At 72.0% G+C, this 25,460-nt stretch carries 23 protein-coding genes; 7 read left to right on the forward strand and 16 right to left on the reverse strand.

The annotated features are described in order from the left end of the window. Window positions 1-3: 3 nt before the first annotated feature. Window positions 4-534: a hypothetical protein gene (locus tag ACFVNO_RS07680; protein WP_378890309.1), complete on the reverse strand. Its 531-nt coding sequence runs from the start codon at window positions 532-534 to the stop codon at window positions 4-6. Window positions 535-610: 76 nt separating this feature from the next. On the opposite strand from ACFVNO_RS07680, the gene ACFVNO_RS07685 reads away from it, so the two are divergent. The 3 genes from ACFVNO_RS07685 to ACFVNO_RS07695 all read left to right on the forward strand — a co-directional run bounded on the left by ACFVNO_RS07685 (window position 611) and on the right by ACFVNO_RS07695 (window position 2,364). After that, complete coding sequence (locus tag ACFVNO_RS07685) at window positions 611-1,219, forward strand: DoxX family protein (protein WP_378890312.1); 609 nt, start codon at window positions 611-613, stop codon at window positions 1,217-1,219. An 81-nt stretch (window positions 1,220-1,300) separates the two neighbouring features. Continuing rightward, entirely contained in the window at window positions 1,301-1,957 is a 657-nt protein-coding gene (locus tag ACFVNO_RS07690) for a hypothetical protein (RefSeq protein WP_220559698.1), read from the forward strand. A 215-nt stretch (window positions 1,958-2,172) separates the two neighbouring features. Further along, on the forward strand, window positions 2,173-2,364 hold the full coding sequence (locus tag ACFVNO_RS07695) for a hypothetical protein (protein WP_220559697.1): 192 nt from the start codon (window positions 2,173-2,175) through the stop codon (window positions 2,362-2,364). A 66-nt stretch (window positions 2,365-2,430) separates the two neighbouring features. On the opposite strand, the gene ACFVNO_RS07700 is transcribed toward ACFVNO_RS07695, so the two are convergent. Both ACFVNO_RS07700 and ACFVNO_RS07705 read right to left on the reverse strand, forming a co-directional pair. Continuing rightward, window positions 2,431-3,876: an SPFH domain-containing protein gene (locus ACFVNO_RS07700; RefSeq protein ID WP_378890316.1), complete on the reverse strand. Its 1,446-nt coding sequence runs from the start codon at window positions 3,874-3,876 to the stop codon at window positions 2,431-2,433. Beyond that, window positions 3,877-5,640, reverse strand: coding sequence for an SPFH domain-containing protein (locus ACFVNO_RS07705; protein WP_378890319.1), 1,764 nt, complete (start codon window positions 5,638-5,640; stop codon window positions 3,877-3,879). It lies immediately after the preceding gene. Between the two features lie 272 nt (window positions 5,641-5,912). Between ACFVNO_RS07705 and ACFVNO_RS07710 the strand changes: the two genes are divergently transcribed. Beyond that, window positions 5,913-6,209 (forward strand): hypothetical protein, encoded by a 297-nt coding sequence (locus ACFVNO_RS07710; protein ID WP_220559693.1) that lies wholly within the window; start codon window positions 5,913-5,915, stop codon window positions 6,207-6,209. A 14-nt stretch (window positions 6,210-6,223) separates the two neighbouring features. Here ACFVNO_RS07710 and ACFVNO_RS07715 read toward each other — a convergent pair whose 3' ends face one another. From ACFVNO_RS07715 to nrdR, 7 genes are all read right to left on the reverse strand, one after another. Beyond that, on the reverse strand, window positions 6,224-6,652 hold the full coding sequence (locus ACFVNO_RS07715; protein ID WP_220559692.1) for a CBS domain-containing protein: 429 nt from the start codon (window positions 6,650-6,652) through the stop codon (window positions 6,224-6,226). Between the two features lie 37 nt (window positions 6,653-6,689). After that, a complete protein-coding gene (locus ACFVNO_RS07720) occupies window positions 6,690-7,703 on the reverse strand; it encodes a hypothetical protein (RefSeq protein WP_378890323.1) in 1,014 nt (337 codons plus the stop codon). 84 nt (window positions 7,704-7,787) lie between these two features. After that, the gene (locus tag ACFVNO_RS07725; protein WP_378890326.1) at window positions 7,788-8,213 is read right to left on the reverse strand and encodes a cytotoxic translational repressor of toxin-antitoxin stability system; all 426 of its coding nucleotides are present in this window, start codon (window positions 8,211-8,213) and stop codon (window positions 7,788-7,790) included. Continuing rightward, window positions 8,210-8,626 (reverse strand): prevent-host-death protein, encoded by a 417-nt coding sequence (locus ACFVNO_RS07730; RefSeq protein WP_355267964.1) that lies wholly within the window; start codon window positions 8,624-8,626, stop codon window positions 8,210-8,212. The genes ACFVNO_RS07725 and ACFVNO_RS07730 overlap by 4 nt, the downstream gene beginning before the upstream one ends. 73 nt (window positions 8,627-8,699) lie before the next feature. Continuing rightward, window positions 8,700-9,017 carry a hypothetical protein gene (locus ACFVNO_RS07735; RefSeq protein WP_378890329.1) on the reverse strand — a complete coding sequence of 106 codons (318 nt, stop codon included), beginning with the start codon at window positions 9,015-9,017 and terminating at the stop codon, window positions 8,700-8,702. A 49-nt stretch (window positions 9,018-9,066) separates the two neighbouring features. Beyond that, a complete protein-coding gene (locus ACFVNO_RS07740; RefSeq protein WP_378890332.1) occupies window positions 9,067-13,149 on the reverse strand; it encodes a vitamin B12-dependent ribonucleotide reductase in 4,083 nt (1,360 codons plus the stop codon). 92 nt (window positions 13,150-13,241) lie between these two features. Further along, window positions 13,242-13,730, reverse strand: coding sequence for a transcriptional regulator NrdR (gene nrdR / locus ACFVNO_RS07745; protein ID WP_220559688.1), 489 nt, complete (start codon window positions 13,728-13,730; stop codon window positions 13,242-13,244). A gap of 541 nt (window positions 13,731-14,271) precedes the next feature. Between nrdR and lexA the strand changes: the two genes are divergently transcribed. Beyond that, entirely contained in the window at window positions 14,272-14,997 is a 726-nt protein-coding gene (gene lexA / locus ACFVNO_RS07750) for a transcriptional repressor LexA (protein ID WP_355267974.1), read from the forward strand. A 217-nt stretch (window positions 14,998-15,214) separates the two neighbouring features. Beyond that, window positions 15,215-16,291 carry an alpha/beta hydrolase family protein gene (locus ACFVNO_RS07755; protein ID WP_378890337.1) on the forward strand — a complete coding sequence of 359 codons (1,077 nt, stop codon included), beginning with the start codon at window positions 15,215-15,217 and terminating at the stop codon, window positions 16,289-16,291. Window positions 16,292-16,351: 60 nt separating this feature from the next. Here the strand turns inward: ACFVNO_RS07755 and ACFVNO_RS07760 are convergent, their stop codons facing one another. The 3 genes from ACFVNO_RS07760 to leuS form a co-directional block, all read right to left on the reverse strand. Next, window positions 16,352-17,011, reverse strand: coding sequence for a hypothetical protein (locus ACFVNO_RS07760; protein WP_355267980.1), 660 nt, complete (start codon window positions 17,009-17,011; stop codon window positions 16,352-16,354). Further along, window positions 17,011-17,598, reverse strand: coding sequence for a hypothetical protein (locus ACFVNO_RS07765; protein WP_378890340.1), 588 nt, complete (start codon window positions 17,596-17,598; stop codon window positions 17,011-17,013). Before ACFVNO_RS07765 ends, ACFVNO_RS07760 begins: the two co-directional genes overlap by 1 nt. Before the next feature lie 79 nt (window positions 17,599-17,677). Next, a complete protein-coding gene (leuS, locus tag ACFVNO_RS07770; RefSeq protein ID WP_355267986.1) occupies window positions 17,678-20,173 on the reverse strand; it encodes a leucine--tRNA ligase in 2,496 nt (831 codons plus the stop codon). Between the two features lie 336 nt (window positions 20,174-20,509). Here leuS and ACFVNO_RS07775 point away from each other — a divergent pair, with 336 nt between their 5' ends. Further along, complete coding sequence (locus ACFVNO_RS07775; RefSeq protein ID WP_355267989.1) at window positions 20,510-22,087, forward strand: long-chain fatty acid--CoA ligase; 1,578 nt, start codon at window positions 20,510-20,512, stop codon at window positions 22,085-22,087. 89 nt (window positions 22,088-22,176) lie between these two features. Here ACFVNO_RS07775 and ACFVNO_RS07780 read toward each other — a convergent pair whose 3' ends face one another. The 3 genes from ACFVNO_RS07780 to ACFVNO_RS07790 form a co-directional block, all read right to left on the reverse strand. Next, window positions 22,177-23,073, reverse strand: coding sequence for a carbohydrate ABC transporter permease (locus ACFVNO_RS07780; RefSeq protein ID WP_378890344.1), 897 nt, complete (start codon window positions 23,071-23,073; stop codon window positions 22,177-22,179). Beyond that, on the reverse strand, window positions 23,070-23,969 hold the full coding sequence (locus tag ACFVNO_RS07785; RefSeq protein ID WP_355268023.1) for a sugar ABC transporter permease: 900 nt from the start codon (window positions 23,967-23,969) through the stop codon (window positions 23,070-23,072). The genes ACFVNO_RS07780 and ACFVNO_RS07785 overlap by 4 nt, the downstream gene beginning before the upstream one ends. A 102-nt stretch (window positions 23,970-24,071) precedes the next feature. After that, on the reverse strand, window positions 24,072-25,358 hold the full coding sequence (locus ACFVNO_RS07790; RefSeq protein ID WP_355267992.1) for a sugar ABC transporter substrate-binding protein: 1,287 nt from the start codon (window positions 25,356-25,358) through the stop codon (window positions 24,072-24,074). Window positions 25,359-25,460 lie beyond the last annotated feature (102 nt).

A 25,460-nucleotide genomic window follows, 5' to 3' on the forward strand; every position in this document is an offset into this window, starting at 1 on the left:
AGCCTAAAGGGCGGCGGCGGGCTCCGCCGCCGGTTCGCGCAAGGACCGGGACAGGCCCACGGCCACGACCAGTGAGGCCAGGGTGGCCAGGGAGGCGGCTGTGAGGAGCACGGGCTGCCCGACCACGGCCAGGGCCGCGCTGCCGGCGGCGAAGCCGACGTTCTGGGCGGCGAAGGCCCAGGAGAAGTACCCGGCGCGCTGCCCCGGCGGGACGGCGAGGTCGATCATGTGCGAGCGCAGGCCCAGCAGCGCGGCCACCGGGAGCCCGCTCAGCGCCAGGGCCAGGGCGGCCAGGGGCAGGGCGGGCCCCGAGGCCAGCAGCAGGCAGCCCGCGACGAGCAGGGCCGCCGCGCCGAAGGCCCACAGGCCCTCGCGGCGACCGGGGGTGCGCGCCGCGTCCGACTGACACGGGGGCCGGGCGGCTCCGCGACGACCGCGGGCCGGCCGCGGGCCGCCGCCAGGGCGCCCGCGGAGCGGACGAACGCCGGGAACGGGCGTCCGGGACGGGTCTTTGCACGACTCGCCGTTTATCACACCGCGTCATGGCTCATGACTTTCGGTAGTTTCCGCTTGTCAGGACCGCGCACAGGTGTGACCCGGAGGAATGGACATGCAGCGCCCCACCCGGCATCCCCGGAGCCAGAGGCCACGCCCCCGGTCGCGCGTCCGCCTGCGCCGCCGCGGCCTGTACGACATCGGGGCCGCGCTGACCCGGATCGGCGTCGGCTGGGTGTTCGCCGACCACGGCCTCGCCCTGCGCGGCCAGGAGGCGCGACTGGCCGCCCACCTGGCCGAGTCCGGGACGCCCCTGCCCTCCCTCGCGGTCCACCTGCTGCCCGCCCTCATGGTCGCCACCTCGCTGTCCTTCGCCGTGGGCCTGCTCACATGGCTCGCAGGCCCCCTGCTCGCCCTGTGCGCGGTGCTGGGCACCCTCTCCCCCGCCTCCCCCGGGCTCTCCCCGTTCGACTCCTGGCCGGTGACGGCGCTGGTCACGGCGGTGTGCCTGCTCATGGCGGTCAACGGCGGGCGGTGGTCCTGGGACCACCTCGTCCTGGCCCCCGAACCCGCCGAGCACCCCGAACGGCGCAGGGCGGCCCGTCCCCGCCCGGACCGGGCGGAGGGGAAACCTCCCGCTATTTCCACGCGTCGCCCCGAACACGCTCCGCCGCTGCTCTATCCTGTGGGACAGGCCGCTGTACGTCGGCCGTCTCAACTGTGACGCGGCCCGTTCCGGCTCCTCCTTCTCACGCCCTCCCGGGACCGCGTCCGTCACCAGCATGGATTCGGTGGGGGGAACACCATGTCCGCCGTAGGTTCCGGCCCGACCCCTGACGGGTCCGTGGCCAAACTGATCGAGATCGCCGAGAAGCCCACCCTGGGCCGGCGGCTCATCAGCTGGGCCTCCCGGCCCCCGGGGCGGCTCTACATCCCTTCCTGCACGGTGGTGGCCCTGCTCATCCTCTTCGAGGACAGCGTCCCCTCCGGCCACCTGCCCACCTTCGTGGTGGGCCTGGTCGGCGGCATGCTGCTGGCCGGGATGGGCGCGCTGCGCCTGGGCATCGCCCTGGCCGTCGCCCGGCCGATGATCCGCCACTACTGGCTGCGCTGGATCTCCGCGCCGCTGATCGCCGCCCTGGCCATCGGGGTCTCCGCGGCCGACGTGCCGCTGAGCGCCCGGGTGCAGGCCTCCGCCGAGGACCTGCTGGCCATGGCCGACCGGGCCGACGAGTCCTCCGCCATCCCCCTCAACGGGGAGCGGGCCGGGCTGTACTCGCTGCGCAGTCTCAGCGTGACCGAGGGGGTGCTCCACTACGAGGTGGAGGGCGCCGGGCTGGTGGGCCGCTCCGGGCTGGCGCACAGCGACGGGGACCTCCCCGAGGGCGTGTTCGTCAGCGGGCAGGGCACGCGCATCTACGAGCACGTCACCGACGACTGGTACGTGTGGGTGGAGCACTAGCGGCGGGGCCGCGCGGCCGGGGGCCCTCCCCGGGGAGCCGCGCACCGCGACATCCGGACGAGGGCCCGGCGGCGCAGGCCGCCGGGCCTTCTCCGTGCCTTTGCCGGGGCTTGTGCTCCTCCAACGTGGTTCTCACCTTTGCCGTGTAGACAGGGAGGTGCCCGGGAGGGGTCCCCCTGACCCCGGCCCGACGGCGGACCCTGAGGAGAGGATTCATGCGCGAGTTCACGCTCACCCTTCACCTGCGCATCCACGACTCGATCACTGCGCTGCGCCGGGCCCACGCCCGGGGCGACGACGACCTGGCCCTCGGCCAGGCCGGGGAGATCGAGGACCTGGTGGAACTGGCCGCCCGCAACGGCATCGACATCGGAACGGGCTACGCCGACCTCTCCCCCCGCGGCTGACCGGAACGGAGAAGGGCTCCGCGACCACGACGGTCGCGGAGCCCTTCCGCTCTCAGGGGGTACGGGTCAGCGGCGGCCGCCGAACCCCTCCCCGTTCTCGAACTGGTGCCGCATGGCGATGTCCTGCTGCTCCTGGTACTCGTCCGCCAGCTGCTGCTGGCGGGCGGCAGCGGCGGCGACCGCGCCGCGCGCGGACTCCAGGCCCTCGACCGCCTTGGCCGTCGCGCTCGCGGCCCGCGCGCCGTTGCCCAGCACCTGCGGCAGCAGTTGCGCGGTGAGCAGCGTCGACAGCGCCGAGGAGTCCCCCGACCCGGCCTCGGTCTGCACCACGACCGGGCGCGGGGCGCGCTCGGCCAGGGTCGCGCCCACGTCCAGGCGGCGGCGGGCCAGCTCGTACTCCAGCACCGCCCGGTTGTCCCGGTAGGCGGTGGCCAGGCGCTGCTGGGCCTTGGCCTCGTTCTCGGCGGCGACCAGGTCGGCCCGGCCGCGCGTCTCGATCTCGTAGCGCACCCGCTGCGCCTCGGTCTCCTGCTCCTGGAGCATCTGCGCGACGTCCTTGCGGGCCTTGTTCAGGGACGCGTTGACCTCGACGATCTTGGCGTCCCGGACCTTCTTGGACCGCTCGATGTCCATCAGCAGGGTGTCGATGCGGCGCTTGCGGGTCAGCTCCCACTCCTGCTCGTAGGCCACCAGCTCCTTGGACACCCGCTCCCGGGTGGCCAGGTGCTGCTGGTACTGGTTGGGCAGCTGCACGTCGGGGATGTTGCAGCCGGTGATGACCACACCGTACTTCTCCAGCTGCTGGTTGAGCAGGGTGCGCATGTCCTCGACGTTGGACCCGCGCAGGTCGTAGGCGGCCTCGGTGCGCACCAGGCGGCTGCGCTGGCGGATGGCGTCCTGCACCGCGCTGGACAGCACCAGGTCGAAGTTGCTGGCGCCGATCGACAGCACGAACCGCTGCGGGTCGTGGATGCGGAACTTCAGGAAGAACTCGATCGACTTCAGCGGCACGTTCTCACGGGTCGGGCAGGCCACCACGGGTGCGGTGTACGGGATCTCCGTGCTGGTGTCCACCACGTAGTCCACGCGCTTCCACGGGTGCCACAGGTAGTGGCGGCCCGGGGCGATGACCTTCTGCACCTTGCCGTACTTGGTGAGGATGCCCTGGGTGCCGTGCTCGATCTCGATGATCGAGCTGCGCCACCACCACAGCACCGCCACCACGATGGAGATGACGCCGACGAACAGGGCGGGCAGCGCCAGCACCGCGTTGATCGGCGCGGACATCGCGCCCTCGATCGCCACGTTGATGGACATGACCAGGCCGGAGGTGAGGGCGAACAGCCCGATCCACACCAGGACCATCCACCGCAGGCCGCGGTTGTCCTTGGGGATGACCACGGGCACCACGGCGCCCTGGTCGCCGCCGCGCAGCAGCCCGGCGAGATCGCTCCAGGAGGAGAGGGACTCCTTGATGCTGGAGCCGCTCCTGACATTGACCTGCTGGCTCATCTAGCGGCCTCCCTCGAACGTGTCGGGTCCCTGGGACCACGGCGGCAGCGGCGGGTCCTGCGGGTCGGCGTAGGGCTCGGCCGCGGGCGGGGCGTCCGGTGCCGGCTCCTGCGGCGCCGACTCGGCCTCGCGCGCCTCGGCCAGCCGCTCGTCGATGGCCTGGTCGGACACCGACTGGCGGATCTCCTCGACCAGGTCCTCGCCGGGGGCCTGCGCGTCCGCCGCGGCCTGCTCCCGTCCGGCGCCGTCCTCGCGCAGCAGGGCGTCGATCTCGCCCTGGCGCTCGGAGATGCGGGCGTTGATCTCGCCCAGGCGGGAGCGGATCGCCTCCATGTCCTCCTGGGAGAACAGGGCGGCGTCGGCCTGGCCGATGATCTCCTGCGCGATGCGCAGGTAGTCGACGCTGGCCGCGTCCCCCGAGCCGATCCGCAGGACCTGGGGCAGGCTGTCGGCGACCTCCGAGAGCTTGTCCAGCAGGCTCTCGCGGAACCGGTAGTTGAGGATCTCCGGGGCCTCGGCCGCGCTGACCGCGCGGATGTCCAGGGCCTGGGCCTGCAGCAGGGCCGCGTTGGCGTTGGCCTCGGACTCGGCCTCCACGAAGCGCTGGCGGGCCAGTGCGCGGGCGCGGTTGGTCTCCCGCTCCAGGGCGGTGTCCATCTGCGCCTGGTACTGGGCGATGTCGGCCTGGATCGCCGACAGCGTCTCGTTGAGGGTGGCCAGCTCCTTGTTCAGGTCGCCCTCGTTCTGCTCCTTGCGCAGCTGCAGCTCGTACTCGAACGTGTAGGCGTCCTTGGCGACCCGCACCATCTCCGACGCCGCCAGGTCCATCCGGTACTCCTGGCTGGAGGGCTCGGCGTGGGTGATGTTGGCGCTGGTCAGCACGACGATGTCACTGAACTGGCGGTTGAGCTGGGCCAGCAGCCCCTGGGTGCTCTCCCCGACCAGGTCGTAGATCGCCGAGGCCTCCTGCTCGTAGATGAGGCTGCGGGTGGTCTCGCTGATCGCGTTGTTGAGCTTCTCCTGGAAGCCGTGCACGCCGCCCAGCGTGTAGACGAACCCCTCCGGGTTCTTGATCTGGAACTGGACGAACAGGTCGACCGACGCCTGCACCCCGCTCTTGGTGGGGGCCGAGCGGATGGGCGCGTTGAACGGGTACTCGCGCACCACGTTCACGATGTAGGACACCCGCTTCCACGGGTTGAACAGGGTCACCAGGCCCGGCGGGTAGATGCGCTCCATCCGCCCGAAGTGGGTGACGATGGCGACGCAGCCCTCCGGCACCATGACCATGCCCTGGCGCCACCACATGAAGGCGGTGATCGCGATGGTGATGATCCAGTAGTGGAGGCCGAAGAACGGGTTGAGCAGCGCGTTGCCGCCGGCCAGGGAGTACGGCAGGAGGACGAGGAGGGCGCCCACCAGGCCCAGCGCGATGAGCGCGACGGCCGGGAGCATGGTGACGAACGTGCGGCCCCGGGGGATGACCATCGGGCAGACCACGTGCACCGGGCCGTTGGGGCCGCGCTCGTAACTGCTGCGGTTGATGGCCTCGCCGGCGTTGTTGAGCGAGGCGGTCTTCTGCTCGATCCGAGTGCCCACGGAACCGCCCTGGTCGCGGGCGGCGACGAAGTCGCTCGGGTCGAGTCCACCACCTTCGGTGACCTGCCTGGAGGTCTGTTGCAGGGCGTCGGTCACGGCCTGCCGCGGGTCGCCTCCCTGGGCGACCGCCGCGGCAGCGCCGCGCACCGTCTGCGCGAACGACATGGGCGGGAACTCCTAGGTTCGGAGATGTCTGGGAACTATCCGCTTCGACGCCGCGTATCGGGGACCGGTTCCAGGTCGACGGCGGTTCCTGTGGGGCGAATGCCATAGCGGATGGTTCCGACCTTCGCATATGTGATGCCCGGAACCCAGAGGTGCCCCCGGAGCGTGGCCGTACGGTGATCACCCCGCGTCGGGAGCGTGCCGAATGGCACCCCCGGGACGCGGGCGATAACGTCGTTCGCGCGTACCGTCCCCGAACACGAGGAGCTCCCATGGCCGCCGTACCGAGCGCCGTCCTGACCACCGCCGGGCTCATCGGCGGCTACACCGTGGCCAGGGCCACCGGGAACCGGCCGCTGGGCGGCGCCGTCCTGGCCGGGTTCGGCGCGGCCGCGTTCGAGACCTGGCGCCGCGGCCCCGGGCTGGGCACCGCCGTCGCCCTCACCGGCGTCTACGTGGCGGCGTTCGGGCTGTCCCACCCGCTGGCCAAGAAGATCGGCTCCTGGCCGGCCGTACTGGGCGTGACCGCGGCCACCGCCGCCGTCGCGGTCGCCGCCGAACGCGACTGACCGCGGGCGGGGCGTCAGCGGCCGTGGATGTAGGCCTCCAGCTGGGCGCGGTCGTACTCCAGGCCCCGCACCCGGCTCTTGACGACGTCGCCGATGCTGACGATGCCCGCCAGCCGGCCGCCCTCCACCACCGGGACGTGCCGGAACCGGCGCCGGGTCATGGTCTCGCCGATCTCCTCGACGGTGTCGCGCGGTGTGCAGGTGACCACGTCCGCGGTCATGATCGAGGAGACCGGCGCGGCCAGGAGGTCGGCGCCGTGCCGCTCCAGGCCGCGCACCACGTCGCGTTCGGAGGCGATGCCCAGCAGGCGGTCGCCGTCGGTGACGACGACGGCGCCGATGTTGTGCCGGGCGAGCTCGGTGAGCAGCAGCGCGACGGTCGCGTCGGGCGGGACGCGCACCACGTCGGGTCCCTTGGTCCGGAGGATCGCGGCGATCAGCATGGGGTCCACCTTCCGCGGGCGTGTCGCTGTTGAAGGGCTACCCGCCGCCCCGCGCGCCCAACCACCGGTGTCCGCCCCACGGGACGGGCTCGGTGGGGCCCGCCCATGCCGCCAGCAGGGCGCGCCCCAGGCGGCGCGCCCGCCGCGGGTCCCAGCCCAGTCTCTCCGGCGTGTTCGCGTGGAGGTGGCGGGTGAGCTCCTGCACCGCGCGGAACCTCGCGGACGTGGGCCCCAGCCGGGACACGTGCTCGAAGAACGCCGTGACGGCGACCCGCGCGTGCGCGTAGCCGAGCAGGTCGGTGCCCATCCCCCGGCAGTGGGTGAGCGTGAGCAGGAACAGGCCGGTGTTGTCCACCAGGGCGGGGTCGGCGTCGGGCCGGGCCACCTCCTCGTGCGCCCGGGTCCCGGCCAGGACCGCGTGCGCGAAGTACCCCTGGGCGATGTCGCCGTCCGCCGGGCGGCGCAGCAGCCACTGCCGCGCCTCCTCCGTGTCCTGGCGCAGCAGCGCCTTCACGGCGTACACCAGCCCCCACCCCTGGGAGCGCTCGGCCGCCCAGAGCAGGGAGTCCGTCGCGGCCGGCAGCCGCTCCAGGATCCGGTAGGCCAGCGGGCCGAAGGTCTCCGGGTACAGCGCGATCGTCTGTACCAGCGGAATGTCGGCGGGTTCGGCGCTCTCCAGCAGCAGAGCCAGACCGATGAGGACGGAGTTGACGTCGGTGGCGCGGCGGACCAGCCAGCGGCCCGTCCGGCGGGCGTGCGCCGGGTCAGCCTCGCGCACGGCCTCGGCGATCCGCTCGTCCCGGAAGATCGGCACGGCCACCTCGCGCACCGCCCACCCCAGGTAGCAAGGGTGCAGGTCCGGCCAGGCCAGGTGGGCGCGCACGGCCTCGGCGGCGTCGATCCCGATCCGGCCGCGTTGTGCGTGGCGCAGGTTCATCGCCCCCTCGGGGAAGGGGTCGTTCTGCGGCTCCAGAGGACGATCGGGGATGCGGGCGTGCAGGCGCAGGGCGTGCTCGTACAAGGGGATCCCGGCACCGGGCGCCGGGCTCACCACGCGTTCGTGGACTCGCTTCCGTTGGTCATGCGGGGAATGCTCCCACGCCTCCCCGCCCCGCACAAGGCGTTCGGACGTGGTTCAGGTGCCCTCGGTCCAGTACCTCTGCATGCGCGCCACCGCCTCGTCCTTGCTCATTCCGGCGATCTCCCCCTCGGGGACGCCGACCCGGGTGATGAGGAGGTGGACCAGCTCGGCGGGCAGCGGCTCCGCGGCCGGGGCGGGGAATCCGCGGTCGGGCGGCGTTCCGTCGCGGACGCACGCCCAGAACACCGCCTCGGTCACCCCCAGCTGGTCCCGCAGGATGTGCACCCACATGCTCCTGCCGTAGTCGGTGCGGTCCACGGGGCGGGAGATGCGGGTCCGCAGCACCCGCCCGTCGGGCAGCACCAGCTCATAGGTGACGTGGTGGGTACCGGTCCGGCCGCGGGAGTCCCTGACCGGCGCCCACCCTTCCGCCTTGCAGAACCGCTCGTGGTCGTCACGTGTGGGGGGCGGCCAGGTCACGGCGCCTCCCCGAGGATCCAGGCGCGCAGCTGGCGGTCGTCGCTGAACTCGACGAGCTGGACCAGGGCCCAGTTGTCCCGGTGGTTGGGGGCATCGAGGAGGCGGTCCTGCCAGTCCTCCGCGTACTCGCGCAGGGCGTCGACCATCTCCGCGGCCGCCTCTTCCAGTGTGGCCCCCTCGGCCGCGACCGGCACCCCGGGAATGAACACCGAGAATCCGCCGCCCTCGGCCACCACCTCGGCCCGCCACGGGGTGACCGCGGTCAGGTACCGGCGCAGCCGCTCGACATCGACGACGGCCGCTCTGGCCGAGTGCCTGCGCACGGTGGCGACCCGGCCGCGCTCCGCGGCGTCCAGCAGGAGCTTCAGGTGGTCCCGGGCCTCGGTGTAGCTGTCGTAGTGGACCGCGCCCATGAAGACCTCCGGTGATGTCGGCGAACCCTGGCCCATTATACGTACGTCGCGTACGTCGCGTACGTAGAAGGGCTCAGACGGACCAGAGGGCGCCGCGGCGGTGGCGGCCGGGGGGCCACAGGACCGCCTCGGCGGCGTCGGGGACGAGGCGCCCGTCGGCGGTGGCCGCGTGCCGGGCCAGGCCGGCGGCCCGGCGGGCGCGGCGTCGCTCGCGGCGCTCGGCGACGGCCGCCTCCACGGCCAGGGACCCGTCCCGGACGAGGACCCGGGCGAGTTCGTGGACCCGCACCCGGCGGACCACGCGTTCCGGAGGGCGGCCGCGGGCGTACCGCAGGGCGGCCAGCGGCCTGCCCTCCCGGTGGATCCGCGCGTGGTGGGCGGTGCGCGCCATGGGTGCTCCCTCCGCTCACCGCGAGCGTAGCGGAGGGGGCACCCCGGGTTCAGCTGCAGCCGCTGGTGGAGCCGCAGCCCTCGCAGACGTAGCAGCTCCCCGCCGGGCGCATCTTGGTCCCGCAGGTGACGCACAGCGGGGCGTCGGCGACGAACCCCTGCGCGCGCTCGACCACCTCCGTGGTGGAGTGCGCGTCGTCAGCCCGCGCGGACGGCGCGACCCGCGGCTCCCGCTCGCCGGTCGGCGCCGACTGGGCGTAGGACTCCACCTGCGCCGCGACCTGCGCCGGGTCCTCCCCCGCCAGCTGCGCCTGCCGCTCGGCCGCGGAGAACACCCCCAGGGCCGCCCGCTCCTCGTAGGGCAGGTGGTCCAGCGCCAGGCGGCGGAAGATGTAGTCCATCACCGACTGCGCCATGCGGATGTCGGGGTCGTCGGTCATCCCGGCGGGGTCGAACCGCATGTTGGTGAACTTCTCCACGTACGTGTCCAGGGGGACGCCGTACTGCAGGGCGATGGAGATCGCGATCGAGAACGCGTCCATGACCCCGGCCAGGGTGGACCCCTGCTTGCCGAGCTTCATGAACACCTCGCCCAGCCCGTCGTCGGGGTAGGACCCCGCGGTGATGTACCCCTCGGCGCCGCCCACCGAGAACGACGTGGTCTCGCTGGGGCGCTTCTTGGGCAGCCGCCGCCGCACCGGCCGCGCCGGCGCCTCGGCCTCCTGCGGCTCCTTCTTCGCGGTGGACAGGGGCTGCCCGACCTTGCAGTTGTCCCGGTAGACGGCGAGCGCCTTCAGGCCGAGCTTCCAGCCCTGGAAGTAGATGTGCTCGAAGTCCTCGACGGTGGCCTCCTCCGGCACGTTCACCGTCTTGGAGATCGCCCCGGACAGGAACGGCTGCACGGCGGCCATCATGCGCACGTGGCCCATGGGCTCGATGAACCGGCGGCCCATGGCGCAGTCGAAGACCGGGTAGTGCTCCTCGCGCAGGCCGGGGGCGTCGACCACGTGGCCCTGCTCGGCGATGTACTCGACGACCGCCTCGACCTGCTCGGGCTGGTACCCGAGGTGCTCCAGGGCCCGCGACACCGAGCGGTTGACGATCTGCATGGACCCGCCGCCGACCAGCTTCTTGAACTTCACCAGCGAGAAGTCCGGCTCGATCCCCGTCGTGTCGCAGTCCATCATGAACCCGATGGTGTTGTGGCTGACAAGCCCGTTGGCCACATAGGTGACGTTGTCGGGGACCGAGAGGTCGTAGGTGGGCTGCACGCCCCCGTCCTCGTTGGCCGCCACCCGCTCGAAGAGGTACCCGAGGGCGCGCCCCAGACGGGTGTCCGGCGTCTCGGCGTGGACCAGCGAGGCGGTGCGGCGGGGCACACCCGCGTACTTGCGCAGGGCCTGCAGGACGTCGCCGCGGAGCGGGTGCCCCGGCGGGACCAGGTCGTCCCAGACCGCACGCGGCAGCACGATCCGGTCCCGCTTCGGCGCGCGGTCAGGTTCCAGGTCCGCCACGAGCCGGTTCTTGCGGTCGCCCAGGAAGCCGACCGCCTCGTCGAAGCGCAGGGCGTGGTCGAGGTTGCGCAGCCGGAGGATGTACAGGTCCCCGCCCAGGCCGCTGCGGGTCGTCCGGGTGGTGGTCGCCATGCCCAGGGCCAGCAGCAGGGTGCGCACCTCCCCGGCGAAGGCGTCGTGTGCGGTGGACAGGCTCGGGACCCCTTCGAGCACTGTGCCGTCGGCCTCGAAGAGGCCCCGCAGGAAGGCCGCGTACACGGCGGGGTCGTTGGCCTCCAGGACCGCCGGGGGCACCCGGGGCGTCCACCCCTTGCCCGTGTGGTCCTGTCCGGGCGATCCCTTGGCGAACCCGGCCGCCTTCCACCACCGGGCCAGCCGGACCGAGGAGAGCAGGACCTCCAGGTAGCCCTGCCTGCGCGTCACCTTCGGGACCAGCCCGAAGCAGCCTTTGGCCAGGACGGCCAGGCGTTCGACGACGTCCTCGTCGGTGTCGGCGACGCAGAGCCGGATCCCCTCGGCGTGCAGGCTGCCGTCCCCCATGAAGTAGCCGACGAGTTCGGCCAGCTCCTCATCGACCGTGTCGGGGACGGTGACCCCCCGGTCGCCCGTGTAGTAGGCCTGGTCCAGGACCGGCAGCGCCACGTTCCGCGGGACGCCGACGAGGGTTCCCAGCTGCAGCGGGACGAGGTCGCCCTCGGCGATGTCCGCGAAGCGCTTCCACCTCCAGGCCCCGTCCGCGTCCACCACCTTGATCCGGTGGGTGTGCGTTCCCTGGAGCCGGTAGCCGCCCTCGGTGACGATGCGGCGGGTGGGCGCCTCGCCGTTGACGTAGAACTTCGTGGCCCGCCTCGGTCCCTCGTCCGTGGAGACGGTGGCGGACAGGTCCTGCCAACGGGGGCCGTGCACATCGCCCAGCTCGGTCAGCCGGGTCAGCCCCCGGTCGGTGGTGACCAGGGTGTCCCCGGTCAGGCACCCCGTGGGCGCGAGGAGGCTCGCCTGGGCGTTGCGCCAGCCGTGGCGTTCGCCGGCCTCCAGGCAGTCGGCCCAGGCGCGGGTGGCGGCGGCGTGGATCGGCTCCTCCAGGGCGCCGACGGTGCGCAGTGCGCCGTTGGCGGCGGCGTGCTTGCGCATGACCCGGATGTGGGACGCCTCGTTGCGCCGGTAGCCCTCGTAGGGGCCCACCACACCGGCCAGCTCGGCGCTGCGCCGGTAGGCGACGCCGGTCATCAGCGAGGTGATCGCGGCGGCGACGGCGCGCCCGCCCTCGGAGTCGTAGGCGTGGCCGGTGGCCATGAGCAGGGCGCCGAGGTTGGCGTAGCCGATGCCGAGCTGGCGGTAGGCGCGGGTGGTCTCGGCGATCTTCTCGGTGGGGAAGTCGGCGAAGGTCACGGAGATGTCCATCGCGGTGATGACCAGCTCCGTCAGCCGGGTGAACCCCTCGACGTCGAACGTGCCGTCCTCGCGCAGGAACGCGAGCAGGTTGACCGACGCCAGGTTGCAGGACGAATCGTCCAAATGGAGGTATTCCGAGCACGGGTTGCTGGCGGTGATGCGTCCGGACTCGGGGGTGGTGTGCCAGTCCTGGATGGTGTCGTCGTACTGGACGCCCGGGTCGGCGCACTCCCAGGCGGCCTCGGCCATGCGGTGGAACAGGGCCTTGGCGTCGACCTCGTCGACGACCTCGCCGGTGGTGCGGGCGACCAGGCCGAAGCGCCCGCCGTCCTCGACGGCGCGCATGAACGCGTCGGAGACCCGCACCGAGTTGTTGGCGTTCTGGTACTGGACGCTGGCCATGTCGGCGCCGCCCAGGTCCATGTCGAACCCGGCGTCGCGCAGCGCCCGGATCTTGCGCTCCTCGTGCGCCTTGGTGTCGATGAACTCCCCGATGTCGGGGTGGTCGACGTCGAGCACCACCATCTTGGCGGCCCGCCGGGTGGCCCCGCCGGACTTGATGGTGCCCGCGGAGGCGTCGGCGCCGCGCATGAACGACACGGGCCCCGAGGCGCTGCCCCCGGAGGAGAGCAGTTCCCTGCTGGAGCGGATCCGGGAGAGGTTGACCCCCGCCCCCGAGCCGCCCTTGAAGATGATCCCCTCCTCCTTGTACCAGTCGAGGATCGACTCCATGGTGTCGTCGACCGACAGGATGAAGCAGGCGCTCACCTGGGCCTTCGCGCGGGTTCCGACATTGAACCAGACGGGTGAGTTGAAGCTGAAGAGCTGGTGGGCGAGCGCGTACTTGAGTTCGTGGTCGAAGACCTCGGCGTCGGCCTCGCCTGCGAAGTACCCGTGCTCGCGGCCGGTGCGGGTGTAGACGCCGACGACCCGGTCGATGAGCTGCTTGAGGCTCCACTCCCGTTCCGGGGTGCCGAGCGCGCCCCGGAAGTATTTCCCGGCGACGATCTGTGTGGCGTTCATCGACCAGGTCGAGGGGAACTCGACCCCGCGCTGTTCGAAGTTCACCGTTCCGTCGCGCCAGTTCGTCATGACGACGTCCCGGCGCTCCCATTCCAGGGTGTCGTAGGGATGAACGCCTTCGGTGGTGAAGATCCGCGGGATCTTCAGCCCCTTGCGCCTCCCCTTGCCCTTGCGTCCCGTCGATCCGCTGGTGGTTTCCGTCATGGCGGAGTCCCCCGAAGATAGGGCGCGGGCGCGGCCCGCGCGCGGAACCGTCGCTCGGGGGCGTTCCCTCGGCGCCCCCGGGGAGCGGTGCGTCAGGCCGTGGTGTCGGCCTCTTCCTTGGCCCGGGCCTCGGCCTCGCGGTCGCTGCGCAGGCTGGCGATCTCGGCCTCGAAGTCGGCGAGGCTCTCGAAACCGCGGTAGACACTGGCGAAGTGCAGGTAGGCGACCTCGTCGAGGTCGCGCATGGGGCCCAGGATGGCCAGGCCGATCTCGTGGGCCGGGACCTCCGCGACGCCGCGGCCGCGGATCTCCTCCTCGACCTGCTGGCCGAGCTTGGCCAGCGCGTCCTCGGAGACCGGGCGGCCCTGGCAGGCCCGGCGGACCCCGGCGATGATCTTGGTCCGGCTGAAGGGCTCGGTGACGCCGGAGCGCTTGGCGACCATCAGCAGGACGGTCTCCTGTGTGGTGAAACGGCGTTCGCAGGCAGGACAGGAACGGCGGCGGCGGATGGCCGCGCCGTCGTCGGTGGACCTGCTGTCGATCACCCGGGTGTCCGGATGGCGGCAGAACGGACAGTGCATCCCGGCTCACCTGCTTCCCTCGCCGAACTGACAACCCTGGGTCTACTTAACCACAACTCCTGGGCCGACGCCTCAAACAGCGACACCAGATGTTGTGGTCGAACCTAGTCGGAGGGTCGGACGAACCGCAACTTTCGCGCGCCCCGCGTGTCACAGCCGCGCGCCGCCCAGGATATCGCCGCGAATCCCCTTCCACGGCGCGGCTCGGGGTTTTCGGTCGAGCCCTTGCCCGGGGGTGATCCGCCCCGCATCCCCCCGTTCTCGAACCCGTCGGCACATCTTCCGCCATTCCGGGGGCGACGCGACGTGAACACGTGTACACACGTAAGTGAGGCCGGAAAAGCGCCGCGGAAAATCCTCTCGGCAATTGTCCACAGGCCTCGAACGCTTGTTTGATATCACCGTGCGCAACGACTAACGTTGGCCTTGATTTCACGCCGGTTTCGCCATCACGTGGACACAGGGTCCGGAGCGGTCGCAGACCGGTGGTGGCCAGTCGTGCAAGCAGGCCCTGACCGAACCGATGCCGAGGAGGCCGGCCGTGCCGGAGGAGAATCCCGGACCCCTGGATTCCGCAACCACCACCGTTCTCGCGCCCGTGGGCGAGGCGGGCGCGCCCGAGGAGGCGCCCAAGCTCACCGCCCGCCAGCAGAGCGTCCTGAACTGTATCCAGCGGTACCTGCGCGAGCGCGGCTACCCGCCGTCGATCAGGGAGATCGGGGAGTCGGTCGGCCTGTCCAGCCCCTCCAGCGTCGCGCACCAGCTCAAGGTGCTCCAGCGCAAGGGCTACCTGTACCGCGACCAGAACCGGCCGCGGGCCGTGGAGCTGCGCCAGCCGGGCCGCCCCGGGGTGCGCGCGCTGGTCGCCGCCGAGGAGTCCGACCCGGCGCACGCCGCCCGGGTGCCCCTGGTGGGGCGGATCGCCGCGGGCGGTCCCATCCTGGCCGAGGAGTCGGTGGAGGACGTGCTGTCCCTGCCGCGGCAGCTGGTCGGCGAGGGCCGGCTGTTCATGCTCACCGTGGTCGGCGACTCGATGACCGACGCCGCCATCACCGACGGGGACATGGTGGTGGTCCGCCAGCAGCCGGACGCCGAGAACGGGGACATCGTCGCGGCGCTGCTGGACGAGGAGGCCACGGTCAAGGTGCTGCGCCGCACCGAGGACGGGCACGTGTGGCTGATGCCGCGCAACGACGCCTACGAGCCGATCAACGGCGACGCGGCCACCATCCTGGGCAAGGTCGTCACCGTGATGCGCCGCGTCTGAGCGATACGCCCCCGGTCGTCCCCCGGCCGGTCCGCCCCGCCGGGCGGCGCCGGGCGCGGGTCCGCGGGCGGTACGGGACATGTCGCACCCGTGCGGGGCCACGGGTGCGACCGGCGGGCCGCCGCGGCGGCGGCCGGTGGCCGTCCCGGACACGGGTGGCGGCCCCCGCCGCTCCGGGCCGCCCGGGGCATCGGGCGTCCTCCCGGGCGCCTAGGCTATGGGGGTGTTCGCTTCCCTCGTCTTCCCGCGTGTCCGAGGGCGCGCCGTGGCGGTCGCCGCGGCCGCGGCCCTGCTGTCGACCTCCGCCTGCGCTCCGGCCGAGGAGGAGGCCGCCCCGCCGCCCGGGGTGGCGGGTTCCGAGCGGGAGCTGAGCTTCACCGTGGACGGGATCGAGGTGTTCGCCACCCTCACCCTGCCCGCGGACACGTCCGGCCCGGTACCGGGCGCGCTGATCGTCTCGGGCAGCGGCCCCACCGACCGCGACGGCAACGCCGACATGCGCCCCGACGCGAACACCAACCTCAACTTCGCCCGCCTCCTGGCCGAGTCGGGGGTGGCCTCCCTGCGCTACGACAAGCTCGGCAGCGGCGAGACCGGACTGGGCGGCCTCGACCCGGACGCCCCGGTGGACCCGGACGTGTTCGACGCCCAGATGGCCGCGGCCTACGAGGCGCTGGTGGAGCAGAGCGAGGTGGACCCGGCCCGCACCGCGGTGGTCGGGCACAGCGAGGGCTCCCTCTACGCGCTGCGCGCCCACACCCTGGTGGACGCCGCACCGGCCCTGGTGCTGGCCGCCCCGGTGGGCGACCGCTACCTGGACGTGCTGGACCGCCAGCTCACCGAGCAGGTGCGCGCGGTCGAGGCGGCGGGGCAGCTCACCGAGACGGAGGCGGTGACCATGCTCTCCGACGCCCGCGCCGGTCGGGCCGCGGTGCGCGGCGGCCGGGAGGTCCCCGACGACCTCACCGGCGTCGTCGGCACCCTGTACTCGCCGCAGAACACCGGGTTCCTGGCCCGGATGGACCGGATGGACCCGGTGGAGCTGGCCGCGGAACTGCCCGAGGACACCCCCGTCCTGGTGCTGTGGGGCGAGGCCGACGCCCAGATCACCGGCGAGGAGGTGGACCGGCTGATGACCGGCCTGCCCGAGGCCGAACGGGTGGACATCCCCGACGCCGACCACATCTTCCGCGTCTACGAGGACGGGCCGGGGGCGACGGTGCTGGACGCCGAGCGCCCCTTCGCCCCGCAGGTCGCCCCGGCGCTGGCGGAGTTCGTCGACACCGCCTGGTGACCGGCGGCGGACCGCGGTGACGGCGCGTCCGTCGCCGCGGCCCGATCCGCCGGGGCGGGGTCAGTCGCCCTCGGCGGTGATCTCCTCGGGAAGGGCGTCCACGGTGGCGCGGGCGATCTCCTCGGCGCCGGCGGAGAGGCGCTCCTCGTCGGCGGGTTCGCGGCCGTCGTACCCGGCGGCGGCCGAGTAGCAGTTCTCCAGGTAGAGGTTGGACACCCGCACCGCCACGCAGGAGGTGGTGTAACCGGTCTCGTCGAGCCAGGTCACCGCCTCCTCCCCCAGGTCGTCGACCGGGGAGGTGCTCTGGGCCCCGGTGGTCTCGGCGAAGTTCTCCCGCGCGGTGACCACCCCGCCCGGGTTGGGCGCGGCCACCATGACGAGGGTGGCGGTGGCGGGGACGGAGTCGCCGTCGCCGCCGGGTGTGGCCCAGCGGCACTGCCAGCCCTGGCCGAAGGGGTCGGCGGCGCCGCCGACGGGCTCCTCCAGGGTGAGCTCGCGCTCGGGCACCCGGGCGTCCAGGGCCTCGGTCTCGCCGACCTCGCAGCCGGGGGCCGCGTCGTACACGCCGGTCTCGGGGTCCTCGCGGGTCAGCACGTACCAGGCGGCGCCGCCCGCGGCGGAGAGCAGCAGGAGGGCGAGGGCGACCACGCCGGCGGTGGCGCAGCCCCGGCTCTGCGGCTGGCTGGAGGGCACGGTCTCGGGCGGCTGCCCGGGGGGCATCACAGGGAGGCTCCGATCCGTTCGGCGAAGGCGACCGCGGTGGCCCGGCCCTCGTCGGGGGAGACGGGTTCGCCGCCGGTGACGGCCGTGTAGGAGACCCGGACCAGCAGGTTGTCGGCCCAGAAGGCGAGCTCGGTGCCGCCGGAGCCGCCGCGCCACACCAGGCCCCGGCCGGTGGACAGGTCCACGGTCTCGGCGGCGTCGGGGGCCAGCGCGGCGGCGGCCGCGCTCACCCGGTCCTCACCGGAGACGGGCTCCTCGGCGGTGGAGTCCGTGAACAGGGCGGAGTACTCCACCCGCAGGACGCCCTGGCGGGGGGTGTCGGAGGTCCCGGCGGAGGTCCACCGGCACACGGTGCCCTCGCCTCCGGTGAGCGGCCCGCGCTCGGCGAGGTCGCGGACCGCGCCGGGCAGGTGCTCGTCGAGCAGTTCTCCGAGGTCGCCGCAGTCGGGCGCGGCGGTGTGGACGTCCCCGGGGTGGGGTCGGTCCGGGTCGTCCTGTGCGGCCCACAGGCCGCCGCCGATCGCCAACGCGGACACCACCACCGCGCCCGCCGCGATCACACCCGCCCGTGCGAGGGGACCCAACCGGTCACCGCCTCCCTGTCCGGCCGCCGATCGACCGAGGTGCGACGGCGGCCGCGGGTCGCGGCCGCCGTCGCGGTGGTCAGCCGACGACGATGTTCACCAGTTTCGGCGCGCGCACGATCACCTTGCGGATCTGCTTGTCGCCGATGAAGCCCTGCGCCTTCTCTGACGCCAGCGCGAGCCTTTCCAGTTCGGCCGGGTCGATGTCGGGCGCAACGGACAGCTTGTCACGGACCTTGCTCTGCACCTGCACGACACAGGTCACGGTCTCCTGGACCAGCAGGGAGGGGTCGGCCTCGGGCCAGTTCCCGACGGCGACGGTGCCGGTGTGGCCCAGCCGCTCCCAGCCCTCCTCCGCCACGTAGGGGGCGAACAGGGACAGGGCGACGGCCACGAACTCCGCGGCCTCGCGCACCGCCGGGTCGGCGGCGCCGGGGCCGGAGTCGATGGCCTTGCGGGCGGCGGAGACCAGTTCCATGACGCGGGCGATGGCCACGTTGAACCGCTTGGCCTCGATCAGGTTGGTGACCTGGTCGATGGCGTGGTGGGTGGCGCGGCGCAGCTCGATGTCGCCGGCGGCCGGGTCGGCGCCGGGCTTGGAGGCGGCACCGGCCTCGTTCATCACCCGGTAGGCCCGGTTGAGGAACTTCTGGGCGGCGACGACGGACACGTCGGCCCAGTCGACGTCCTCCTCTGGCGGGCTGGCGAACAGCATGGTCAGCCGGACCGCGTCGACGCCGTAGGCGTCGATCTCCTTGCCCAGGTCGACGCCGTTGCCCAGGGACTTGGACATGGCCCGGCCCTGGTTGATGACCTGGCCCTGGTTGGTCAGGCGGCGGAACGGCTCGGTGAAGGACACCATGCCCATGTCGTGCAGGACCTTGGTGAAGAAGCGCGCGTACATCAGGTGCAGCGTCGCGTGCTCCTTGCCGCCGATGTAGTGGTCGACGGGGCCCCACTCGTTGACCAGGTCGGAGTCGAAGGGCGCGGTGTCCAGGTGCGGCGAGATGTAGCGCAGGAAGTACCAGGACGAGTCCACGAAGGTGTCCATGGTGTCGGTGTCGCGCTGGGCGGGGCCGCCGCAGGACGGGCAGTCGACGTTGACCCAGTCGGTGGCGGAGGCCAGCGGGGACACGCCCTTGGGGGCCAGCTCGGCGCCCTTGAGCTCGGGCAGGGTGACGGGCAGCTGCTCGTCGGGGACGGGCACCTGGCCGCAGGCGGGGCAGTGGATGATCGGGATGGGCGTGCCCCAGTAGCGCTGGCGGGACAGCAGCCAGTCGCGCAGGCGGTAGTTGACGGTGCCGCGGCCGGTGCCGCGCTCCTCCAGGACGCCGATGATGCGCTCGATGGCCTCGGCCTTGGACAGGCCGTCCAGGGGGCCGGAGTCGCGCAGGCTGCCCTCGCCGGTGGTGGCGACGCCGGTCTCTGCGGGGTCGGGCTCGCCGGTCTCGACCACGACGCGCACGGGCAGGCCGAAGGCCAGGGCGAAGTCCAGGTCGCGCTGGTCGTGGGCGGGGACGGCCATGATGGCGCCGTGGCCGTAGTCGGCCAGGACGTAGTCGGCGGCCCAGACGGGCATGCGCTCGCCGTTGACCGGGTTCACCGCGTAGCGGCCCAGGAAGACGCCGGTCTTGGGGCGCTCGGTGGTCTGGCGCTCGATGTCGGAGAGCTTGGCGACCTCGGAGCGGTAGGCCTCGAAGGCCTCGCGCTGCTCGGGGGCGCACAGCTCGTCGGCCAGGTCGGCGTCGGCGGCCACCACGAAGAAGGTGGCGCCGTACAGGGTGTCGGGCCGGGTCGTGAAGACGGTGACCGGCTCCTCCCGCCCCTCGATGGCGAAGTCGACGTCCGCGCCGGTGGAGCGGCCGATCCAGTTGCGCTGCATGGCCAGGATCTCGTCCGGCCAGTTGCCGCCCTCCAGCTGGTCCATGTCGTCCAGCAGGCGCTGCGCGTAGTCGGTGATCTTGAAGTACCACTGGTTCAGGCTGCGGCGCACGACCTCGGTGCCGCAGCGCTCACAGCGCCCCTGGACGACCTGCTCGTTGGCCAGCACGGTCTGGTCCTTGGGGCACCAGTTGACCTGGCCGTCCTTGCGGTAGGCCAGCCCGCGGTCGAAGAACCGGGTGAACAGCCACTGGTTCCACTTGTAGTACTCGGGGTCGCTGGTGTGGATGCGCCGGGACCAGTCGACGGCGATGCCGTAGCGGCGGAAGGAGGCCGCCTGGGTCTCGATGTTGGCGTAGGTCCACGCGGCGGGGTGCGAGTCGTTCTTGATGGCGGCGTTCTCGGCGGGCAGGCCGAAGGAGTCCCAGCCGACGGGGTGCAGCACGTTGTCGCCGCGCTGGAAGCGGTAGCGGCCGATCACGTCGCCGATGGCGTAGGCCTCGGCGTGGCCCATGTGCAGGTCGCCGGAGGGGTAGGCGAACATGTCGACGATGTAGGAGCGGGGGCGGGTGTCGCCGGGGTCCTCGTCGGCCTGGAACGGGAGCTCGGCGGCCCAGCGCGCCTGCCACTTGTCCTGGAGGGCGCGGGCGTCGTAGGTGTCGCCCGTCGTCTGGTCGCCGTCTACCGCTGTCATCGCTGCTTGTTCCCTCGGGTTCGGTCGTACATGGGATCCGCGGACCAACATGCGAGATCCGTTCCCCCTCAGGTTATCGGCTGGGGGACCGGGACGCGGACGGGTTTCCCCGCCTGTGGACGGCGCCCCCGGACCGGCCGCGGCACCCCGCGTTCGTCACGGTGCGTCACCTGACATTGCGTGAGATTACGGACCTCCTTCCCCTCCACACCGACTGTCCGGTTTGTTACTCTTCCGTCAACTCAGTCGTGAGAGTGGCGCAGAACACGCGACCCGGATCACACCCGGGTCCCGTTCCCTTGTCGTCCCTGGACACATCTGCCTGCGGGAGGCCCCATGCTCAACCTGTCCGTGGTCCTGGAGGACGGTGCCAGATCCGTCCCGGAGAAGGACTGCCTGGTCTTCGGCGATCTGCGCCTGAACTACGCGATCACCAACATGATCGCCAACCAGGTGGCCAACCTCCTCGTCTCCCGGGGCATCCGGCCCGGCGACCGGGTGGCCCTGGCCAGCCCCAACGTGCCGTACTTCCCCTTCGTCTACTACGGAGCGCTCAAGGCGGGCGCGGTGGTCGTCCCCCTCAACGTCCTGCTCACGCCGCGTGAGATCGCCTACCACTTGGAGGACTCCGGCGCCAAGGCGATCTTCGCGTTCACCGGCACCCCGGAGCTGCCGCTGGGCGAGCGCGCCTTCGAGGCGTTCGGCCAGGTGGACACCTGCGAGACCTACATCGACCTGCCCGCCGTCCCGGGGGCGACCGAGTCCGCCATCGAGGGCGCCCAGACCCTGTGGAAGGCCCTGGAGGGGCAGCCCGGCGAGTTCGAGACCGTCCAGGCCAGCTCCGACGACACGGCCGTCATCATCTACACCAGCGGCACCACCGGCAAGCCCAAGGGCGCCGAGCTGAGCCACAACAACCTGATGATGAACGCGGTCGTCTCCTCCAGCCTGGTCAACCCCCACCCGGACGGCCGCGACGTGGCCCTGGTGGTGCTGCCGCTGTTCCACATCTTCGGCCAGACCGTCATGCTCAACGCGGCCCTCTACCGGCACGCGACCCTGGTGCTGATGCCGCGGTTCGACGGCGACGAGGCCCTGCGCCTAATGGAGAAGGAGGGCGTCACCGGCTTCGCGGGCGTGCCCACCATGTACTGGGGCCTGCTCAACGCCGTGCGCTCCGCCGGCGAGGGGAAGTACGACATCAAGGCGATCGCGGACAACATCGTCGACGCGGTCTCCGGCGGCGCGGCGCTGCCCGCCCAGCTCGCCCAGGACTTCCAGGACACCTTCGGCGTCGGCATCAAGGAGGGCTACGGCCTGTCCGAGACCTCCCCGGTGGCGTCCTTCAACAACCCCAACGTCAAGGCCAAGACCGGCTCGATCGGCAAGCCGGTGTGGGGTGTGGAGATGAAGCTGATCGACCCGGAGTGGAACGAGGTCGTCAAGACAGGCGACGAGGACCCGGTCGGCGAGATCGCCATCCGCGGCCACCTGGTGATGAAGGGCTACCACAACCGGCCCGAGGTCAACGCCGAGGTGATCAGGGACGGCTGGTTCCGCACCGGCGACATCGCCCGCCGCGACGACGAGGGCTTCTACTTCATCATCGACCGCTCCAAGGACATGATCATCCGCGGCGGGTACAACGTGTACCCGCGCGAGGTCGAGGAGGTCCTGATGGGGCACGAGGCGGTCAGCCTCGCGGCGGTCGTCGGCGTCCCGCACGACACCCACGGCGAGGAGATCAAGGCGTTCGTGATCCTCAAGGAGGGCGCCGGGCTCACCGCCGAGGAGCTGACCGGGTGGGCCAGGGAGCGCCTGGCGGCGTACAAGTACCCGCGAGAGATCGAGTTCCGGGAGAGCCTGCCGATGACCGCCACCGGCAAGATCCTCAAGCGCGAGCTGCGCGACTGACCCCGCAGTGCGGACGAGGGGCGGGACCCGGCCGGGTCCCGCCCCTTCCCTTCGCCCCCGGCCCGCCCCCGGCCCGCCGCCGGGCCCGCTCAGCCCTTGACGGCGCCCTGGACCAGCCCGGAGGCCAGCCAGCGCTGCACGAGGACGAAGAAGACCATGACCGGCAGGGTGATGAGGGTGGACGCGGCCATGACGTGCCCCCACTCGTTGGCGTACTCGCCGAAGAACTGCCGCAGGCCCACGGCGACCGTGTACTTGTCGCTCTGCTGCATGAACGTCAGGGCGAGCACGAACTCGTTCCAGGCGATGATGAACGCGAAGATCGCGGTCGCCACCAGGCCGGGCGCGACCAGCGGGAACAGCACCTTCCAGAACATGACCGGCCACGAGGCGCCGTCGATGTAGGCGGCCTCCTCCACCTCCTTGGGGACCGCGGCCACGAACCCGCGCATCATCCACACCGCCAGCGGCAGCGACAGGGCGATGTAGACGATGCCCAGGCCCAGCACGGTGTTGAGCAGCCGGAGGTCGCGGACCTGGAGGAAGAGCGGGATGACCAGGGCCTCCAGCGGCACCATCTGGACGACGAGGATCATCACCAGGATCGCGGTGCGGAACCGGAACCGGAAGCGCGCCACGGCCACGGCCGCCAGCAGCGACAGCACGCACGCCCCGGCGACGGTGATGCAGGCGACCGCCAGCGAGTTGAGCATGTACGTCCCGAAGGCGCCCTCGGTCAGGACGTGGACGAAGTTGTCCAGGGTGGGGTCGCGGGGCACCAGCGTCCCGACGGCGGAGGTCATCCGGTCGGAGAACGCGCTGGCGAGCATGAAGTAGACGGGGAACAGGGTGAACAGCAGGATCGCGGCCACCCCGGCGGCCCGCCCGGCGAGCCGGGTCAGGCGCAGGGCGCCGCCGCGGCGGCGGGCCCGGCGGACCCGGCTCTCCCAGGCGGCGGCCGCGGCGGTGTCGGCCCGGGCGCTCAACGCAGTTCGTCCTCTCGGAACAGGGCCCGCAGGTAGACCGCGGTGACCGCCAGCAGGAGCAGGGTGAGGACCACGGCGATGGCAGATCCCATTCCGTAGTCCCTCTGGCCGAAGGAGCTCACGTAGGTCCACACGCCCAGGTTGAGCATCTCCGAGCCGCCGACCCCGCCGCCGGGCATCAGGTAGACCTGCGCGAAGACCTTGAAGTCCCAGATGGTGGACAGGATGGTGACGACGGCGAACACCGGGCGCAGGACCGGGAAGGTGACGTGCCAGAACCGCTTCCACGCCCCGGCGCCGTCCAGCAGGGCGGCCTCGTGCAGTTCACGGGGCACGGTGAGCAGCCCGGCCAGGACGGTGACGGCCACGAAGGGGAACCCGCCGTGGACCACGTTGAGCACGACGACCGCATAGAAGAACAGCCGGTCGGCGAACCAGTTGTACCCCTCGGGGCCCAGCAGGCCGGCGCCCTTGAGGGCCTGGGCGACGACGCCGCCGTCGACGTCGAAGATCCACAGCCACACGTAGGTGCCGCTGACGGCGGGCATGGCCCAGGCGACCATGATGCAGGAGACCACGACGACCCGGGTGACCGGGCGCAGCCGGGACAGCAGCAGGGCCACGAGGGTGCCCAGCACCACGGTGGAGACGACCGCGACCACGGCGAACCCCACCGTGTTGGGCAGGGCGACCCGCCACAGGTAGGAGTCGGTGAACAGGGTGACGTAGTTGGCCGGGCCGATGAAGTCCGACTCCCCCGACACCAGGTTGCGCAGCCGGTACTCGCGGAACGACAGCCACACGATCCGGGCGAGGGGGAAGAGCAGCAGGGCGGCGATGACCGCCAGGGCGGGGGCGAGCAGCACCCAGGGCAGCAGTGCGCCGCGCCGCCTCAGGCCGAGGGCGGGAGCTCGCCGCCCCCGGCCGGGCGGGCCGGCCGGCGCCCGGAGCCCCGGGCCCGTGCCGCCGACCGCCTGCCCGACCGGTGTTCCCACGTGTCAACCTCCGTTGAGGATGCGTTCGATGTCGTCGGCGGCCTGGGCGGTGGCGTCCTCCACCGAGGTGCCGTTGAGGATGGACTGCTGCATGCCGACCAGGACCTTCTCGGCCTCCACCTGGCTCCAGGCGGGTGCGGTGGGCACGCCCTTGCTCGCCTCCCCCAACTGGACGGCGTAGGCCTCCAGGACGGGGTCGGCCGAGGCGGTGAACGCGTCGACGCTCCCGGTGAGGCCGGGGAAGAACCCGGTCTGCTCGGCCCAGAGCATCATGTTGTCCTCGCCGGTGAGGTGCTCCACGTAGCTCCAGGCGGCCTCCTCGTTGCCGGTGCCCTCGAACACCGACAGCAGCGAGCCCCCGGCGAACGACGGCGTGTAGGTCCCGGCCTCCCGCCCCGGGATGGGGAAGGAGCCCAGCCGGCCCTCCAGCTCGGGGTTGTTCTCGACGATGGCCTTGGGGTTGGCGCTGCCGAGCAGCGCGATGGCGGCGTCGCCCTCGGAGAACGACTCCATGATGTTGATCTCGTTCCAGTTGACGGCGCCGGTGGTGGAGGTGCCGTCCTCCAGGGCCAGGCCGGTGAAGAACGCGATGCCCTCGCGCGCCTCGGGGGAGTCCACCCCGGACACCCACGTGCCGTCGTCCTCCTGGACGGCGATCTCGGCCCCGCCGCCCCAGATCCACGGCATGACCGAGTACTGGGCGTCGCCCGGCACCGGCAGGGCGACCATGTCCGGCTCGGCCTCCTTGATCTCCAGGGCGGTCTCGCGGAGCTCGTCCCAGGTCCGGGGCACCTCCAGGTCGTGCTCCTCGAACACGTCGGTGCGGTAGACCATGGAGCGGATGGAGGCGTACCAGGGGACGCCGTAGACCCCTTCGTCCAGGGCCCCCATCTCCATGAGGCCCGGCACGTAGAGGGAGGTGTCGACCCCGTAGGCGGACAGGTCGTGCAGGGCCCCGGAGTCGGCGAAGCCGGGGACGAAGGTGTTGCCGAGTTCGATGACGTCGGGCATGGTGCCGCCGGCGATGGCGGTGGAGATCTTGTCCTGGGCGCCGTCCCACGGGACGAACTCGACCACCACCTCGATGCCGGTCTCCTCGGTGAAGGCGGCGTTGACCTCGTCGAAGAAGCCGGTGGCGTCGGGGTTGGTGCCCTCCATGATCCACACGGTGAGGCTGTCGGTGTCACCGCCGCCGTCGCCGCCGCCTCCCGCGCACGCGGTCGCGGCCAGGGTCAGGGCGAGTGCGGCTGCGGGGAGCGGAACGTGCTTTCGGGTTCGTCTGCGGGCCATGGGCTCGCCTCCCGTTCCTGTCGTGGGTCCCCTCGGGGTTGGTAGGAAACCTACGTAAAGAACGGCTCGGAGTGAAGTAAACCACTCCATTTTGTGTCTGAG

The sequence above is a fragment of the Nocardiopsis sp. NPDC057823 genome (assembly GCF_042797335.1).
Classification (GTDB): Bacteria; Actinomycetota; Actinomycetes; order Streptosporangiales; family Streptosporangiaceae; genus Nocardiopsis; species Nocardiopsis changdeensis.